Source organism: Terriglobus albidus (assembly GCF_025685425.1).
GTDB classification, from domain to species: Bacteria; Acidobacteriota; Terriglobia; order Terriglobales; family Acidobacteriaceae; genus Terriglobus; species Terriglobus albidus.
Genome location: NZ_JAGTAS010000049.1, coordinates 20,029 through 35,282 on the forward strand (window position 1 = coordinate 20,029; position 15,254 = coordinate 35,282).

Annotated in this window: 14 protein-coding genes; 6 read left to right on the forward strand and 8 right to left on the reverse strand. The window is 57.8% G+C overall.

Annotation, left to right across the window (positions count from 1 at the left end; translation table 11 throughout):
• Nucleotides 1-44: 44 nt before the first annotated feature.
• The 4 genes from OHL21_RS08935 to OHL21_RS08950 form a co-directional block, all read right to left on the reverse strand.
• A complete protein-coding gene (locus OHL21_RS08935) occupies nt 45-686 on the reverse strand; it encodes a hypothetical protein (protein WP_263416914.1) in 642 nt (213 codons plus the stop codon).
• Between the two features lie 90 nt (nt 687-776).
• The gene (locus OHL21_RS08940; RefSeq protein WP_263416915.1) at nt 777-1,436 is read right to left on the reverse strand and encodes a carbonic anhydrase; all 660 of its coding nucleotides are present in this window, start codon (nt 1,434-1,436) and stop codon (nt 777-779) included.
• 121 nt (nt 1,437-1,557) lie between these two features.
• Complete coding sequence (locus tag OHL21_RS08945; RefSeq protein ID WP_263416916.1) at nt 1,558-2,538, reverse strand: hypothetical protein; 981 nt, start codon at nt 2,536-2,538, stop codon at nt 1,558-1,560.
• Between the two features lie 51 nt (nt 2,539-2,589).
• Complete coding sequence (locus OHL21_RS08950) at nt 2,590-3,138, reverse strand: cupin domain-containing protein (protein ID WP_263416917.1); 549 nt, start codon at nt 3,136-3,138, stop codon at nt 2,590-2,592.
• Between the two features lie 147 nt (nt 3,139-3,285).
• Here OHL21_RS08950 and OHL21_RS08955 point away from each other — a divergent pair, with 147 nt between their 5' ends.
• From OHL21_RS08955 to OHL21_RS08980, 6 genes are all read left to right on the forward strand, one after another.
• Complete coding sequence (locus OHL21_RS08955; protein WP_263416918.1) at nt 3,286-4,338, forward strand: sigma-70 family RNA polymerase sigma factor; 1,053 nt, start codon at nt 3,286-3,288, stop codon at nt 4,336-4,338.
• A 112-nt stretch (nt 4,339-4,450) separates the two neighbouring features.
• Nucleotides 4,451-4,882 carry a DoxX family protein gene (locus tag OHL21_RS08960; protein WP_263416919.1) on the forward strand — a complete coding sequence of 144 codons (432 nt, stop codon included), beginning with the start codon at nt 4,451-4,453 and terminating at the stop codon, nt 4,880-4,882.
• Between the two features lie 34 nt (nt 4,883-4,916).
• Nucleotides 4,917-5,327, forward strand: coding sequence for a VOC family protein (locus OHL21_RS08965; protein WP_263416920.1), 411 nt, complete (start codon nt 4,917-4,919; stop codon nt 5,325-5,327).
• Between the two features lie 42 nt (nt 5,328-5,369).
• The gene (locus OHL21_RS08970) at nt 5,370-5,846 is read left to right on the forward strand and encodes an SRPBCC family protein (protein ID WP_263416921.1); all 477 of its coding nucleotides are present in this window, start codon (nt 5,370-5,372) and stop codon (nt 5,844-5,846) included.
• Nucleotides 5,847-6,225: 379 nt separating this feature from the next.
• A complete protein-coding gene (locus tag OHL21_RS08975; protein ID WP_263416922.1) occupies nt 6,226-6,876 on the forward strand; it encodes a hypothetical protein in 651 nt (216 codons plus the stop codon).
• A 33-nt stretch (nt 6,877-6,909) separates the two neighbouring features.
• Nucleotides 6,910-8,148: an aspartyl protease family protein gene (locus OHL21_RS08980; RefSeq protein WP_263416923.1), complete on the forward strand. Its 1,239-nt coding sequence runs from the start codon at nt 6,910-6,912 to the stop codon at nt 8,146-8,148.
• Nucleotides 8,149-8,174: 26 nt separating this feature from the next.
• Here OHL21_RS08980 and mctP read toward each other — a convergent pair whose 3' ends face one another.
• From mctP to OHL21_RS09000, 4 genes are read right to left on the reverse strand one after another with little or no spacing between them, the layout of a single operon-like run.
• Entirely contained in the window at nt 8,175-9,740 is a 1,566-nt protein-coding gene (gene mctP / locus OHL21_RS08985; protein WP_263416924.1) for a monocarboxylate uptake permease MctP, read from the reverse strand.
• A complete protein-coding gene (locus OHL21_RS08990) occupies nt 9,741-9,935 on the reverse strand; it encodes a DUF3311 domain-containing protein (RefSeq protein WP_263416925.1) in 195 nt (64 codons plus the stop codon). It lies immediately after the preceding gene.
• 48 nt (nt 9,936-9,983) lie between these two features.
• Nucleotides 9,984-12,170: a hypothetical protein gene (locus OHL21_RS08995; protein ID WP_263416926.1), complete on the reverse strand. Its 2,187-nt coding sequence runs from the start codon at nt 12,168-12,170 to the stop codon at nt 9,984-9,986.
• Nucleotides 12,171-12,194: 24 nt separating this feature from the next.
• Nucleotides 12,195-15,164, reverse strand: coding sequence for a hypothetical protein (locus tag OHL21_RS09000; protein ID WP_263416927.1), 2,970 nt, complete (start codon nt 15,162-15,164; stop codon nt 12,195-12,197).
• Nucleotides 15,165-15,254: the final 90 nt, after the last annotated feature.

A 15,254-nucleotide genomic window follows, 5' to 3' on the forward strand; every position in this document is an offset into this window, starting at 1 on the left:
ATAGTTCGGGTGAGCTCTTCTATTTGGATGAGGGCTCGACGCAGCTACTGCACGACGCCTGAGTCGTTGCCGGTGCTGCTGTTACCGGGCTTGGTGAGTTGCCAGCCCTGCGGAGTATTGGTCAGCAGCGCAGTCGTCGGCTTGGGTCCGCTGAGGGCGAACTGTATTGCGGGGAAGGCCATTTGGGTTTCGGGGGCCTGGGCCCAGTCAGGGACATCGCTGACGGTGTAGTGATAGTTCACCGTCGTGGTAGCGCCTGGCTGATCGGAGGTAGGCGTGTTGCTGTCAATCGATGCAACCTTACGATGGCCGTAGCAGAAGTTGCCGTAGCCGGGCTGGGATGGGTCTGCTGTCCAGGCGGAACGTCCCTTTTCGCTGATGTCATAGTTGTTCATCTGTTTGGAGACGATGATGATCTTCTTCTCGGCCGAGGTGCGGGTCAGCAGTCCCTGATCGACCAGAGCGTCGTACTGGCGCGTCTTGTCCTCGTCAGAATGCGCCACCTGGACAGGAAACTGCCGCGGCATAGGCCATACACAGAGAGGATGCGCGGCGTAATACGTATCGATCGCGCCGGCATAGTTAGGAGCGACGGTGGCGGTCCTCTTGCATGCCGTCATGACAAAGACCACCGCACTCACCGAGAACGCAGCTATCTGCAACGCTTCTTTTACTCTCCGGTTCATGCAACCTTAGTTGCCGGGCGCCGGTTTACAGTTGTCACGGGCATCGTCATTCTTTCGGCTATCGGGAGGAGAGAAACCAGCTTTGCACCGCTACAGCAGCGTGACCACTCCGGTGGCAACGTCATAGAAGGCGGCCTGAATCTTCAGCTTGCGCTCATTGACCAAGGGCCGCAGCACAGTAGAGGTCTGGGCGAGCAGGTCTGCCTGGATCTGCGCATTTTTCTTGATGGCGCCCACCAGGTCTCCTCCTGCGGCCTCGACAGCAGGCTGCAGATGCGGATAGAGCGAGGCAATCTGACCGGGAACGGGTTTTTTCGCGATGGCCGCCTTGACCGCGCCACAGTTGGCATGGCCCATCACCAGAAGGACCTTTACGCCCAGAACGGCGGCTCCGTATTCAAGGCTGCCGATGATCTCAGAGTTGATGATGTTGCCGGCGACGCGGCTGACAAAGATGTGGCCGATCGTCTGGTCGAAGACCAACTCCACGGGAACGCGGGAGTCAGCGCAGGAGAGTACGGCCGCGAAGGGTTCCTGCTTGTCGACCGTATGTTCCTTCAGGACCTTGAGGTCCTGAGCGATGCTCGTGTGTTGATCTGCCACAAAGCGACGGTTGCCTTCCATGAGCCTCTGAAGCGCTTCATCAGGAGAGGCAGGCAGGGCTTCCTGTGCGGCCAAGGAAAGGGAAGGCGCGAAAGAGGCTGAAGCAGCAGTCAAGAGGAAGGTACGGCGTGACCAGGGTGTGCTCATCGGTGTCTCCCGGAGTGGCATGGAATGGCGCGGTATTTTGCCCCTCGACTATACCCCTCTCCTGCTGCGTCGTCACGCATTCTGGCAGCGAATTCGAGAATTCCGCCGGTGATGGGGCAAGCTATTGCCGTCCATACCAGCGCAGCACGCGCAGGGCGCGGAGCGTATTCCACCGGCTGGGTTTGCCCACTGTTTCTGCCACAGGGAACGGGAGCGCCTCGTCGTAAGCGCGATCGAGCAACCAGCGGCCATCTGGCTGGCGACGGCTCTCCAAGATACCGATTACTTCGCTGAGCCGAGGGTCAATGCGGTTGGCGGCTCGGAAGTAGTCAAGCGCGCGGAGGATGTCGTAGTGATAGCGCGGCGGGAAGGCGAGTTCCAGGAACTCAGCGTTTGCAACTTCGCCGGTCGAGAGCCGGCGGAAGAGGCTGCGCTGCAGCAGGTATTCCTCACCGCGAGCTCTGGCTGCGGCAATCTCTGTTGCCGGTCCCGCTGCGCGTTCGTACTCGAGCAGGCCTTCGAGAACGCAGATGGTGGTGTGAAAGGACGAACGGCTGCTCGTCGGAGCCTCACAGTTCCAGCCGCCATCTTCAAGCTGTTGTGAGAGAAGACGCTGTGCGAGGGATGAGGACGGACGGCCGAAGTAGCCGCCGAGTGCGAGCACGCCGCCATTGATACAGGGCTCTTCTTCCCCCTCGAAGAACGGATTACCGCCTGGAGTGGGAGGCCGCAGATCCCAGAAGCCGGGATGGTCGTCCCAGCAGAGGCTGGTCTCGAGCCGGACGACGGCCGCATCGACGGTAGCATCGGCAGGATCGATTCCCATGGACCGCAGCAGAAGCATGGTTACAAGCGTTGATGCCCATCGGGGCTGGTCGGTCCGAAGCCATGAGCCATTCGGTTGCTGGCTGGAGAGGATTTTTGCTCCCAGACCTTCGTGCGGGATGCGGGCGCGATTGGCGAAAGCTGGTTGAATGGTTGAATTGTTGGATTGTTGAATGGTTTCTACTGCGGCCGGCATTGGAGGTGATTCCGTGAGATCACGCATTGCCTGCCAGCAGATGGCAGGATCGGATTCGAGTAGCCAGTCGAGTGCGGTCATGTTTCCAGTTGCTGATTGCTAGTTGCTGGTTCCTGGTTGAATGTTTGGAATTTATCGAAACTCGGTTCCGTATTTGAGCGCGATCTCGTGAATCTGTTCGCGGGTGAGTTGCTTTGATGGTGTTCCGGGAGCGGTACAGGTCTCGCGGAAGAAGGCTTCCAGTCCAGGAGGCGGGACGATCCAGAGCAGGAGCAGTTCGTGAGTGGGGTTCTGGAAACCGTGCCACGCATTGCGCGGAATGAAGATGGTTGCGCCCTTTTCGAAGGTATGGGGAACGTCGTTCAAAAGGAATCTGCCGCTGCCTTCCAGGACATAGAAGGCTTCGTCCATGTGAAGGTGGCGGTGAATGGGAATGCCTGAACCGCGCATTATTTGTTGTGTGCCGAGCGCGAGCTGATCGGAGCCTGTTGCCGGACTGGCCTTGATGACGATGGCGCCACGGTCGCGAAAGTGGATGAGGGTTTCGCCTTCGGCGGCTGCGAGCACATAGCCTTGATGCGTTGTGTTCATCTGAGCGGAAGCGGATGGTGGGAGCTGTGTGAGGCCAAGGCTGTCGGCGTCCACGGAGAATGAACGGCGTTGTGGGTCGAATGCATCCATCCGGGTTCCCTCCAAGCGTCGCATCGGATTCTAGAGCATTTTCCTTGTTGCTGGGTGTCTCGGAAGAGGAGTGCAGCGCGTTTCATTGCGGAAAACGCCAATCTATGCAGAAGCCCTACTCTACACCTCAGGGAAAAGCTCTACGGATTGAATTACTGGAAGGATGAAAATTCATCCGTAACAAGAGCCGATGATCGCAGCTCCGGCAGACATCTGCCCACGAGAACCGCTACAATCGACTTCGCTTCTGTGACCGTGGATATCAGCCAGATCGAGATGTATCGGCCTGCTCTGACGGGCCATTGTTACCGCATGCTGGGGTCTGTCTTCGATGCGGACGATGCCGTGCAGGAGACGATGATTCGCGCATGGAAGAGCCTTGAAAGCTTTGACGGCCGCTCCACCTTGAAGACCTGGTTGTACCGCATCGCTACGAACGTGTGCCTCGATGAGCTGAAGAAGCGTGGCCGGCGCGCCAGACCGGTCGACGAGGGAGCTGCTTCTTCGGGTGCGCCTCCGTTGGAATCATTGACGCAGCAGCCGCAGGAGTACTGGATCGAGCCGATCTTAGATACGCAGGTGGTATCGAATGATGCTAGCCCGGCGGAACAGGTCGTACAACGGCAGAGCGTGCGGCTTGCCTTTATAGCTGCACTGCAGAATCTTGCTCCACGGCAGCGCGCCGCGTTGCTGATGACAGAGGTTCTGGGATGCTCTGCTGCCGAAGTGGCGGAGACACTGGAGACCTCCGTGCCATCCGTAAACAGCGCATTACAGCGCGCGCGAGCAACGCTGGCGAAACGCAGTGAGGAGCAGCCGGTCTCGCTGACAGCAGCACAGCAGGGAATGCTGCGGCGTTATGTCACTGCCTTCGAACAGTACGACGTCGCCGGGCTTACCGCGCTGATGCGCGAGGATGTCACGCTATGCATGCCTCCGTATGAGCTGTGGTTGCGTGGACCAGAGGAGATTCAGACCTGGATGCTGGGCCTGGGTTCCGGCTGCCGCGGGTCGCGGCTATTCCCGACTTCTGCCTCCGGCTGGCCGGCATTTGTACAGTACCGGCCGAACCCTGAGGGCGGACATAAGGCCTGGGGCCTGATCGTGCTGGAGCTGGAGGGCGACCGCATCGCCGGCGTAACCACGTTTCTGGATACGGAACGCCTGTTTCCCCGGTTTGGGTTTGGGATGACCGTCTAGTTGCTAGTTGCTGGTTCCTGGTTGCTGGTTGGACCTGATAAATAAATTTTGGGCAGACCGATGAGTTTTGGCCGCCGGGAAAGTCAATGCGTTCGTAAGGAGAACACGAACCATGACTGCACAGACCATTGCGAACTCTGAGACCTTTTCAACCCATCCGGCTCGGAACACTATCTCCCGGACAAGCCTCTGGACCGGGCGCGTGTTGAGCTGGCTGGCCGCGGCTTTCTTCCTGATGGATGCCGGAATGAAGCTGGTGAAACCACCCTTTGTGGTGCAAGCTACCGTGCAGCTCGGCTATCCCGAGAGCTGCATTATTGGCCTTGGAATAGTGCTGCTGCTGAGCACACTTCTCTACCTGATTCCCCGCACCGCCATTCTGGGCGCGGTGCTGCTGACCGGTTATCTGGGCGGAGCGGTGGCAACGCATGTCCGCGTCAGCGCCGGTTGGTTCAACATTCTGTTTCCGGTTGTCTTTGGCGCGATTGCCTGGGCCGGCCTTTATCTGCGTGACTGGCGGTTGAAGACTTTCCTCGCCCGCTGAAGTATCCCCTAAAACCAAACACCAGGAGATCACGATGAAGAGCGTACTTGCATTTCTGCACTTTGAAGGTAACTGCCGTCAGGCGATGCATTTCTATCAACAATGTCTTGGCACGGAGCTGCAGCTCACGCCGTATCCCAATGCCGAGGGTCAACCTTCGAGCGATGCCGATGCCATGGTCATGCACAGCCAGTTGAACTATAAGGGACAGCCCATTCTGATGGCCTCAGACTCTGCGCCAGGCGGCAAGGTCCACGCCGGGAACAACTTTACTGTCTCGGTAGACTGCGAATCGCTGACGGATCTGAACCGATTCTTCTCGGCATTTGCAGACGGTGGGGTGATTCGCCTGCCGCTGAGCGATATGCCGTGGGGTGCGCGTTTCGGCATGCTGACCGACAAGTTCGGAATCCAGTGGTTCTTCAACTGCGCCCTCAATCAGTAACGACGATTTCACATCTTCACCGCAAAAGGAGCAATGGATTGTATGAGCAACACGACAACAGAAGCCAAAGGCCGTGACCTGATTCTTACCAGCGTGATTGACGCCGCACCGGAGAAACTGTTCCGCGCATGGACAGAACCGGAGCTGATGAAACAGTGGATCGCTCCGCTGCCATTCACCACACCGCATGCAGAGACCGACCTTCGTGCCGGCGGAGCAACATTGTTCGTAATGCGCGGCCCGGACGGAACGGAGTTCCCCTGCCGTGGCGTTTACCTGGAGGTTGTGCCGAATGAGCGTCTGGTCTTTACCGATGCCTATACCGGCGCCTGGGAGCCGTCAGAGAAACCCTTCATGACCGTCACCCTTACCTTTGAACCATACGAGGGGAAGACGAAGTACACCGCGGTGGCACGTCATTGGACGGAAGCCGATCGCGAAGCTCACGAGAAGATGGGCTTCCATGAGGGTTGGAAGATCTGCACCGAGCAGCTTGCGAAGCTGGTTGGTGGACTGTAAGGCACACCGTATCTCGAGAGAACCCATGTCCCATAGGGACATGGGTCCGTTTTTATACCGCCAGAATTCTTCAACAGCACGAATGTAACGCTTGCCGGTGTTTTCGGACTCGCTTGGCATTGGGAGTTATAGAGCGGGCCTTCAGCCCTTAGTCTTCAGTAGGCATGGAAACCTGGGGCGTTGCCCCAGGCTGATATAGAGCGCGCCTACAGCGCTTATAGTGCCGCACCGAACGCATCCGACGAAGCGACCGACAAGACAATTATTTCCTGGATTGGTTCGGCCCACTTCACGAGTGTAGTTTCAGAATGATACCAAGGATGGGTGGATAGCTGAGACGGAGAACATCCGCAATCCGGGCCTAAAAGAGAGATGCACCATGGGTAGTACAGCGTATTGGATCAACCGCACCAAGCGGCACAGCTTGCTTGCGATAACCGCGATCGTCATCACCGCCGCTGCTTATCTTGCGACTCCTCCTCCAGACTTCAGACATCGATTCAGCATGGCGACGGCATATGCCAGCCTGGCCTTCTTTGTGGCTTCGCTATGGCTTGGTCCTTGGAATATTCTTCGCCGCAGGCCGAACCCCGTGAGTTTTGACCTGCGCCGGGATATCGGCATCTGGGCCGGAGTGCTTGCGCTCATCCATACGGCCGTGGGACTGACGGTGCATCTGCGAGGAAGGATGTGGATGTACTTCTTCAAGCGCCTGCATCCGTTGGCGATCCAGAACACGAAGTTCGGCTTTGCCAACTTTGTCGGACTGGGCGCCGCGTTGCTGTTCCTGGTGCTGCTGGTGATCTCCAATGATCTTTCACTACGTAGTTTCGGTGTGGGCCGTTGGAAATCCATTCAACGGTGGGCATACATTACATTCGGACTGACGATCGCGCATGGGATTGCGTACCAATTGATCGAGAAACGTAAGATTCCGTGGGTGATTGTCTTTGCCTGCCTCAGCATTGCGGCGGTCGTGATTCAGACGATTGGGTGGAATGTCGTAAGGCAAAAGAAGCTGATTCAATGATGGAAGAATTTGCATAAACCTGGCCTGCCAATCATGAAGCGCGGTCGTGTCATCTACCTCTTAATTCTGCTGGACATCGCATCGTCGGTGATGCGAGCTCAGGTCTCATCCCTGACGCGTGACGAGCCGCTTGATGAGCTTGTCCGTCAGCGGCAGTGGAGCGAACTACGGGCAGCAGCCTCCCGGGATAGCAATGCAGGCTTCTACCGCGCCGTAGCGGCTGCTGTCTATAACGTGCCCGAAGCGGAGTCATTGTTCAAGCAGGTGATTCAGGATGCGCCCGCCTCAGAACATGCCTACGAAGCCTACAACTGGTTGGCGAACCTCTATCAGAAGTCTGGCCGATACCATAGCCTGGCCGTCATCCGCCAGGCACAGTGGAGATCATTTCCTGACAGAAAAGAGATTGCCTCGCAAAAGCAGGAAGACGCACCTTTCATGGGCCTTCCTGACCAGGAAAATGGCCCGCGTGCCACATCCAGATTGCACCATGACGGCCATTCACTTCCTGCTCCCGCGACGATCAATGGGAAGCATGTCGAATTTTTCTTCGACAATGGAGCCGATCTCTCGTGCATCTCGGAGGATGAGGCAAGGCGGCTTGGACTGGCTTTTTCAAAGTCTGCGGGCGTTCTGGGGACCATGACACAGAGCGTCGGATTCCGCATGGCGACAGCAAAGCAGGTCACCATCGGCAAGATGCGTTTCCGGAACGTCTCCTTTGCTGTGTTTCCAGATGATCAGCCACCGATGTCTCTTGTGCCTCTGGGCCATCGCGGGATCATCGGCTTGCCTCTCATGGTCGCGATTGGGACCTTCCGCTGGGATGCGAACGGCACACTCGTTATCGGGGAGGAACCTCAGGAATTTGTACCGGAGCGTTCGAACCTCATCTTCGATGCAGGGGACCATATCGTATTGCAGGCGAAGTTTCAGGGAGAGCCTATATGGATGTCATTAGACTCCGGCGCGACCACAACTGATGTCTATGCGCCGTTTGCACGCCGGTTCTCTGACTATCTGCAACAACATGGCAACGCTGGACAGAATCAGATTATTGGACTTGGTGGTGCAGAGAGCCACGATTCGATTGATGTCCCGGAGCTCTCATTGCAGATAGACGGGAAGGACCTTACGCTCCGCCCCGCCCATATCATGACGAAACACCAGGACCATCGCGACTGGATCTTTGCCAACGTTGGAAAAGATCTGTACATGCAAACATCGGCCTTTGTACTGGATCTCCACGCAATGAGATTGATGTTGAAGTAGACCTGGAGCTCCGCCCAGGACCAATATCAAGATGCCATTGTTTTGACGGGGAGTTCAGAGACGGCGTCCTGCTCCTGATAGTCAGCATGTGCAGTCTCGTCGTGGTTGCGTTGGATGCCGGCGCGGTCAAGAAGCATGGATGTCAGCCACACGACGACAATGTTCGCCATCAGCGCCCAGATGCCGGCATAGAGCCTGACGCTTGTGCCGCCAATGTTGATCGCAAAGACGGAAGAGTGCAGGCGCAGCGCCGCAGCCATGGATGTTCCGGTGACCATGCCGACCGCCCAGCCGGCGATGAGCGCCTGGTGATGGAAGATCCTCCTCCAGAGGCCGAAGGTGATAGCGGGGAAGGTTTGCAGAATCCAAATGCCGCCAAGCAGTTGCAGGTTGATGACGAAGTCGTGCGATGAGGTAAAGACAAAGAGCAGGGCTCCAAATTTAACACCGAAAGAGACGTTCTTGGCGACGCGCGACTCCTGCTGTGCGGTGGCTTGGGGCCGGAACCAGGCGCGGTAGATGCTGCGGGTGAAGAGGTTGGCGGCTCCGATCGACATGATCGCCGCCGGCACCATCGCCGCCAGGGCAATGGCTGCGAAGGCAAGGCCGGTGAACCATGGCGAGAAGAAACGGGTCATCAGCTCCGGCACGACTCCGCTGGAGGTAGCGGGGTGAATTCCGGCAGCGACAGCAACCACACCGAAGAGAGCGATGAGCCCCAACAGGAAGGTATATGCGGGCAGCAGCACCGCGTTGCGGCGAATAACCTGGCCACTGCTTGAGGCCAGCATGGTGGTAACGGTGTGCGGATACATGAACGCTGCCAGGGCGGAACCCAGCGCAAGCGATGCATAGGCGGTGTAGTCCTTAGGAAGCAGAATGAGCGAGGCCGTACTATGGCGGCTCCAGACAGCATCTGCCGCGGAGAAGATATGGCTGTATCCACCGGCCTTGGCTGGGATGATGACGATTGCGGCAATGACGACAACGTAGATGAGAATGTCTTTGACGATGGCGATAATGGCAGGGGCTCGCAGTCCGCTGGAGTAGGTGTAGAGCGCGAGGACAAGAAAGGCGATCACAAGTGGCAGATCCTGCTGCACCCAGGAGTTGCCGGTGAGGCCAAGCTGTGCCAGCACCGCTCCCATTCCGGCGAGCTGCAGCGCGATGTAGGGCATCGTCGCCGTGATACCTGTGATGGCTACCAGTGTCGCCAGGGTGCGGCTGCCATAGCGGCCTTGCACGAAGTCAGCCGGTGTGATGTAGCCATGCTTGCGCGCGACGGACCATAGACGCGGCATGGCGAGAAAGACGAACGGATAGACGATGATGGTGTAGGGCAGTGCGAAGAACCCCATCGCGCCGGTGCCGAAGACCAGCGCCGGTACTGCAATGATGGTGTAGGCGGTGTAGAAGTCGCCTCCTACCAGGAACCACGTGATCAGCGTGCCGAACTGGCGGCCTCCGAGGCCCCATTCATCGAGCTGGTCGAGATCGCCACGCTTCCAGCGGGCTCCGAGAAAGCCAAGCACAGAGACTGCGGCAAGAATCGCGAGAAAGACAAGAAAGGCTGAGGAGTGCAGGAGCTGCATCTAGCGCGTCCTCCAGTAGACAATGCCGGTCAGTGCCGCGGTGAGAAAGACCCAGACGAACTGGTACCAGTAGAAGAATGGCACCCCAAAGATCTCTGGTGTGCGCCGCGCGTAAAGAAACGGCAGAAGAAGACCGCCATAGGGAAGGATGAGCAGCCACATCCATCGGCTTTTATTATTTTGTGTGAGCTTCATGTATGACTCCCAAAATGATGCATGATTTCAGCCGTGATCGAGGCGGGACTATTGGAAATGCACTTCGACGGTTTGCGGTGATGCATGTTGCGGGAAACGCAGCCATGCAGTAATGCCGTCTGAGCCGAAGGCGGTGGCGTCGAGGGTCATGCCGTTCACACGAACCCCGGTGATGGCGGATGCTGCCTTGATGCGGACTATCGCCGTGGAGCCTTCTATGCCGTCGGCAGAGAAGGTCAGCAACTTTCGCTCATCGTGCTCGTTGCTGATGCGCCCTGCAGATGCGATAACGGTTGGCGCTGCCGCGTTAACGGCTGCAACATCGAGAAGGAAAAGGTGTGCTTTTCCTTTGGGTTCGTAGGTATGCAACACATCCATGTTGGCACTGAAGAGATCGAGGTAGTATCCCGATGTTCTTCCGGCAGAGGGTGTCGCTGCTTCCGAGAGTCCCTTCGCAATGATGTATGGTCCACGGCGCAGGATGAGGCGATCGCTCTCTTCTAATCTCATCGACTTTGCTGCGAGTGCGGTCTTGATATTACTGAGGAGATGCTGCGACCCATTAGCCTGCATCGCCAGAGCCGCGGGTGATGCGGCCTCATGGAGCACTATCCCTTCGCCAACACCTACGACGCCAGTCTGAGTGTTTGCAATACCAAGCTCTTCAAAGAGCTCATCCATCGGGCGGGCATAGTGACGCGGTGCGGTATTCCACCAGTCTGAGACCGACTGATACGGATCTTTTCCGTCATCGATCACAACGAGAACTCCACCTGCCTTTACCCAGTGGACGAGTGCATGATGGAAGGCGATCGACGGCGGCTTCTGTCCTTCATAGGTAAGCAGGAGGCAGCGATAGCGGTCTGCAATCTTCGCCTGGTGGAAGCTTTCGATCTGCACCGGCTCTACCGGAATACCATGAGCCAGCAATGGCAGCGACAGGCCGAAGAAGGAGCTCAAGCGCTCGTCGGAAGCAGAAGGCGCGGTGCGTTGAAACATCAGCGTATCCGAAACCAGAACGCCGATTCCCTGCGAACCGGCAGCGAGCCATTGTGCATGGCCTGCGCTCTTCTTCATCTGGCCAAGAGCATGGAAGACGGTCTGAAGCTCGGATTCATAGGCAGCCGCAATCGGAACACGCTTTCCCGGATCGGCTTCCGAAGGATAGATGCCTCGCGGGCCAAAGATGCGTTCGGGCCACGGCACCACCTCATAGTTGCTGACCTCCGGTTGGAAGAGAGAGGCTGTCAGCGTGCTCTCCCAGTTGAAGCGATAGTCTTCCCAGGTGTGGTTGGGATTGTCTTCGATGGGATCATTCAGATACCAGACCTTGCGACCAGAGGCGCGTACGAGGTTCTGCATCGCGCCATACTCCAGGAATGCGGCTTCGAAGGTACGCTCCTGCACCTTGCCTTCGAGAGCATTGGGGGTGCGTGCCGTTCCGGTCCAGACCTGTGCGATGTATCCATCGGCACCCACATCGATGAGGGATGACTCCGGACTGACGATGCGCCATTGCGCGTAGTTCACCAGTGAATGAGTGGCGACATAGCAGGGAATCTTCTTGTGATGCGTCTGGCCATACTGCTTCACCGCGGCGAAGACATCCGCGAGAGCACGGCGATAGAGAAAGTACTTGAGCTTCGATGCCCGATACTGCGCGTCGGGCGAGCTGTCGGGCGCCTGCCACGGAGTTCCATAGAAGGCCTGCCACTCACGTTTGAAGCTTTCGCTCCAACCGGACTTCGCCCAGAACTCGGGCTCCTCCAGGAAAACAGCTTCCACACCGGCATCGAGAGCGCGGAGCACGCCGGCCGCCAGGAACTTTCCATACGAGGCCGAAGGAGCAATGTAAGGGATGCGTGGATTGCTGCCGTGCAAGACCATCTTTCCATCACGGTCCATCTGCGCTTCATCCCAATGCTGCTTGCCATCGAAGCGGCCGTCGAGGTAGTCGCTGTACTCTCCCCAGGAGACGCCGGTCATGAGAGCAACGTGATACCCGTGACTGCGCCAGCTTTCAACCCGCTGGGGAAGGGTGGCATCGATGCCGTAGACGATGGCCGTTCCGGCCTCAATGTTCAGCCGTGGTGACCAAAGGGCATGGGTCTGAAAGTTAATGGCATCTGCATCCTGCACCTGGGCCTGACTGCGCCCGGGAGCGGTCATCGCAATGACGACCGCTCCCATGGTGAGGAAGTGCTTCCATCCTGATGGTCTTGTATCGACCGGCATGATTGCTCGCCTGCCTCCTGGTGCTCAGTTAGGAATCAATACGGTTGCGCCTGTGCCACCGCCGGACTGTTGCCCGACCTTCGCGGCGTTGTTGCCGTAGAGGTCAGTCCCGTAGATGGTGTAGGCCGAGATCGAAGCGCCTGTCCCGAGAATGATTCCATAGTCCTGCAGGTTGGCGTTGATGGAAGCATTGGCATAGCTAGAGTTGGCGATCCAGCCATTCATGCCGCCGACAAAGATCGCGCTGCCCACCGACGATCCAACATACACACCGGAGAGCGGCCGTGTCTGCATGGTGTTATACGGCGTCCACAGGTTGGCATTGTTGCCGATCTGGCAGTTGATGAGCGAGACCGTGGTTCCACCCTGCAGGAGGAAGGCCTCGAAGGCTGCTCCGCGGCTTCCGGAGGTCAGGACCCTCAGGTTTCCGCTGACACCGCTCTCGGCGAAGAAGGCGATGTTACGGGTGTTGACCCAAGGCTCATCGAAGTCGATGTCTGTCGCCTGCTGCAGGTCGGCTCCGTAGACGTAAGCATGATCGATCGCGAACTTGAACGACGAAAGATTGTGCGGTGTTCCCTGATCGTTGGCGACGGTCTGGTATCCCACCCTGCCTTCGATCAGGGTTCCTGAGTCGGTACGGAAGCGTGTCACGCCACCGACGAGACGGATCCACTCGAGGTCAGGAATCTGATCGGGCGGAAGTGTACAAGCGGTCGAGGTATTGCAGAACGAGGAGGACGACGGCATCCAGATATTTCGCAGGAACTCGCCGTAGACCTGATAGAAGCGGATGTCAGCGGTTGCCTCATTCGTCGTTGCCGTGAGGGTATACGCGCCCAGCGGAACCGTTGGCTGCGTGTTGTTCACGCCCATACTCGACATGTCGACGTCGAAGAGCTCAGAGTTGATCGTATCGACGATGGAGACGCCTCCACCCATGCCGTAACGTGCGCCGATGTTGGCGAGCCGGATCTGCGAGGTATTGGTGATCAGGAAAGGAGGAGCATATGTGACCGGCGTATTCGCCGGTGCTGTCAATGCAGCCGTCTTCGAGTAGAAGACGGTCAGACCGAAGAGGCCGCTGCCGGTTGAACCTGATACGACCTGAAATGCATTCTGTGTGGGAACAGCAACCGAGTCCGTGATCTGGGTAACGTTGCGGCCGTCCCCGAGAACCTGAATGGCCGCGTGGTTGATCACGAGCGGATCAGATACGTTATAGATCTTCCGCGTGTACGAGCTGAAGCTGCTGTTGAAGTGCCCGGCAGGAAGATACAACACAGCGCCCTCCGGGAATTGGGTGGCTGCGATGCCTTCCCAATAGGTGAAGTTCGCCGCATTGATGTTGCCGGAGCTGTCCACCACAGGATGCGTACTGAGCGCGGACGAGGTGAGGTCGATCCACTGACGATCGCGGATCTCAGGCAGGTCATAGAGATTGAAGCCTTTGACCACAGCCATCACGCCGGTTCCGACCGGATCGGTCGGCAGGTTCTGAAGCGACCACGTGTCCTCTGCCGGTGGATTGAAGTAGCCGGCGTTATAGAGCGTGTAGTATCCGCTGGGGTTGGTAATAGTAATGCCGGAGCTGCGCTGCGCTGTGGGAATATTGAGAAAGTCGATATTCGAGGCAATGATCGTCGGCGTGTGCCATGGCGTATAGAGCGGGCTGGTGGTGCTGACGTACATTCCCCAGTCCTCGTGAACCGTCGTTCCGTTGGCCGAGCCGAAACGTCCGCCGACGACATTCAGAGAAGTAACACTGGAGTCGACGGAGAGATCGGCGATGGGCAGGTCATCAGAACTGGCGCTCGATTTGCGCTGACCGCTGTTCAACAACACCGCATTCACCAGGTTGATGTTCATGCCCCGCTGTACACGGATGGCGCTGAGACCGGTGTAGGAGGTCCGCAGGTTGGTGAAGGCCAGACCGCCATAGAAATTCGGCGTCACCTTAATGGCTTCCGCACCGGCGTAGTTGATGGTGGTGTCGCTGACGTAGACCTGTTTCGCGAAGTCCACCAGAATTCCCTGCGCATTGGTGTGCTGAATCAGCAGGGAGCGGAGATAGACATCGTTGGCGAAGGTGGTGGAGTCCGCGCCGGTGATGTGAAGTCCTACACCGCCTCCGGAGAGATTGCCGCCGATCAGCTCCATGTTCGCGGGAATAATCGCCAGTGTCGTACTGGTATTTCCGGTACTGGCGGAGACGGTGAGCGCATGCATCTTGATTGCATCCGTATTGAACGTCCCCAACCGCGCACCGAAGGTTCCGCGTACACCGGAGATGTTGATATTCAAGAAGTAAGGGCTGGTGCTGTCACCGACGTCGAGGCCGTTGTACGCATTCGTAATGGTGAGATCACGGACGAGCGTCTGATGCGGCAGATTCATGGCCACACCGGTGGCTGTATCTCCTTCGCTGCCTGAGCCTGCCGTTCCGGTAAAGGCCAGATTGATCCCAATCAGGCCGCCATAATTAAAGGTGCGGGTCCCGGAATAATCAGCATTGCCATTGAAACGGATCGCGGCCGGCGTATCGATGAGTGAAACATCCACGCCGAGCGTCGTCTCGATGGCGCTGCGGTTGTCGTAATCATCATCAACAAGCGAGTCATCGTAGGTCAGCGTGGGATAGCTTCCATTCTGGCCGGTGGAGGTAACGGCTCTGACGCCGACCAGGGTGACACCGCTGCCTTCGAGCTTCAGCGTGTGGGCAAGATAGTAGGTCCCTGGCGCAAGCAGAATGACACCGCCCTTAGACAACGAGGCGGAGGCCATGGTGTTGATCGCCGCCTGGATGGTGGCGGAAGCGTCAGCGGGAGCCGCAGGCGGAGTGAGCATAACCGAAGAGTTGAAGACGTAGTTCGTGGTTCCGGAGGGTTGATGCTTCAGAAGCGCTGCCGAGGGTATGGTCTGGCCAACCGCCAGTGGGGCTGCCAGAAGCGTGAGAGCTGCGATACCAGATAGAAAACGCACGTTTTGAGACATGGAGCTCCTTTCAGGAACACCGATCTGTCGCGAGATGAACGGCAAAGCGGGTGATACAACCAGCCATGGGAAAAGGAAGGAGACCGCCAG

Excerpts from the sequence above, each read along its gene's own strand:
- OHL21_RS08980 (WP_263416923.1), top strand. The coding sequence starts at position 6,910 with ATGAAGCGCGGTCGTGTCATCTACCTCTTAATTCTGCTGGACATCGCA.
- OHL21_RS08950 (WP_263416917.1), bottom strand. The coding sequence starts at position 3,138 with ATGGATGCATTCGACCCACAACGCCGTTCATTCTCCGTGGACGCCGAC.
- OHL21_RS08970 (WP_263416921.1), top strand. The coding sequence starts at position 5,370 with ATGAGCAACACGACAACAGAAGCCAAAGGCCGTGACCTGATTCTTACC.
- OHL21_RS08990 (WP_263416925.1), bottom strand. The coding sequence starts at position 9,935 with ATGAAGCTCACACAAAATAATAAAAGCCGATGGATGTGGCTGCTCATC.
- OHL21_RS08935 (WP_263416914.1), bottom strand. The coding sequence starts at position 686 with ATGAACCGGAGAGTAAAAGAAGCGTTGCAGATAGCTGCGTTCTCGGTG.
- mctP (WP_263416924.1), bottom strand. The coding sequence starts at position 9,740 with ATGCAGCTCCTGCACTCCTCAGCCTTTCTTGTCTTTCTCGCGATTCTT.
- OHL21_RS08960 (WP_263416919.1), top strand. The coding sequence starts at position 4,451 with ATGACTGCACAGACCATTGCGAACTCTGAGACCTTTTCAACCCATCCG.
- OHL21_RS09000 (WP_263416927.1), bottom strand. The coding sequence starts at position 15,164 with ATGTCTCAAAACGTGCGTTTTCTATCTGGTATCGCAGCTCTCACGCTT.
- OHL21_RS08965 (WP_263416920.1), top strand. The coding sequence starts at position 4,917 with ATGAAGAGCGTACTTGCATTTCTGCACTTTGAAGGTAACTGCCGTCAG.
- OHL21_RS08975 (WP_263416922.1), top strand. The coding sequence starts at position 6,226 with ATGGGTAGTACAGCGTATTGGATCAACCGCACCAAGCGGCACAGCTTG.
- OHL21_RS08940 (WP_263416915.1), bottom strand. The coding sequence starts at position 1,436 with ATGAGCACACCCTGGTCACGCCGTACCTTCCTCTTGACTGCTGCTTCA.
- OHL21_RS08945 (WP_263416916.1), bottom strand. The coding sequence starts at position 2,538 with ATGACCGCACTCGACTGGCTACTCGAATCCGATCCTGCCATCTGCTGG.
- OHL21_RS08995 (WP_263416926.1), bottom strand. The coding sequence starts at position 12,170 with ATGCCGGTCGATACAAGACCATCAGGATGGAAGCACTTCCTCACCATG.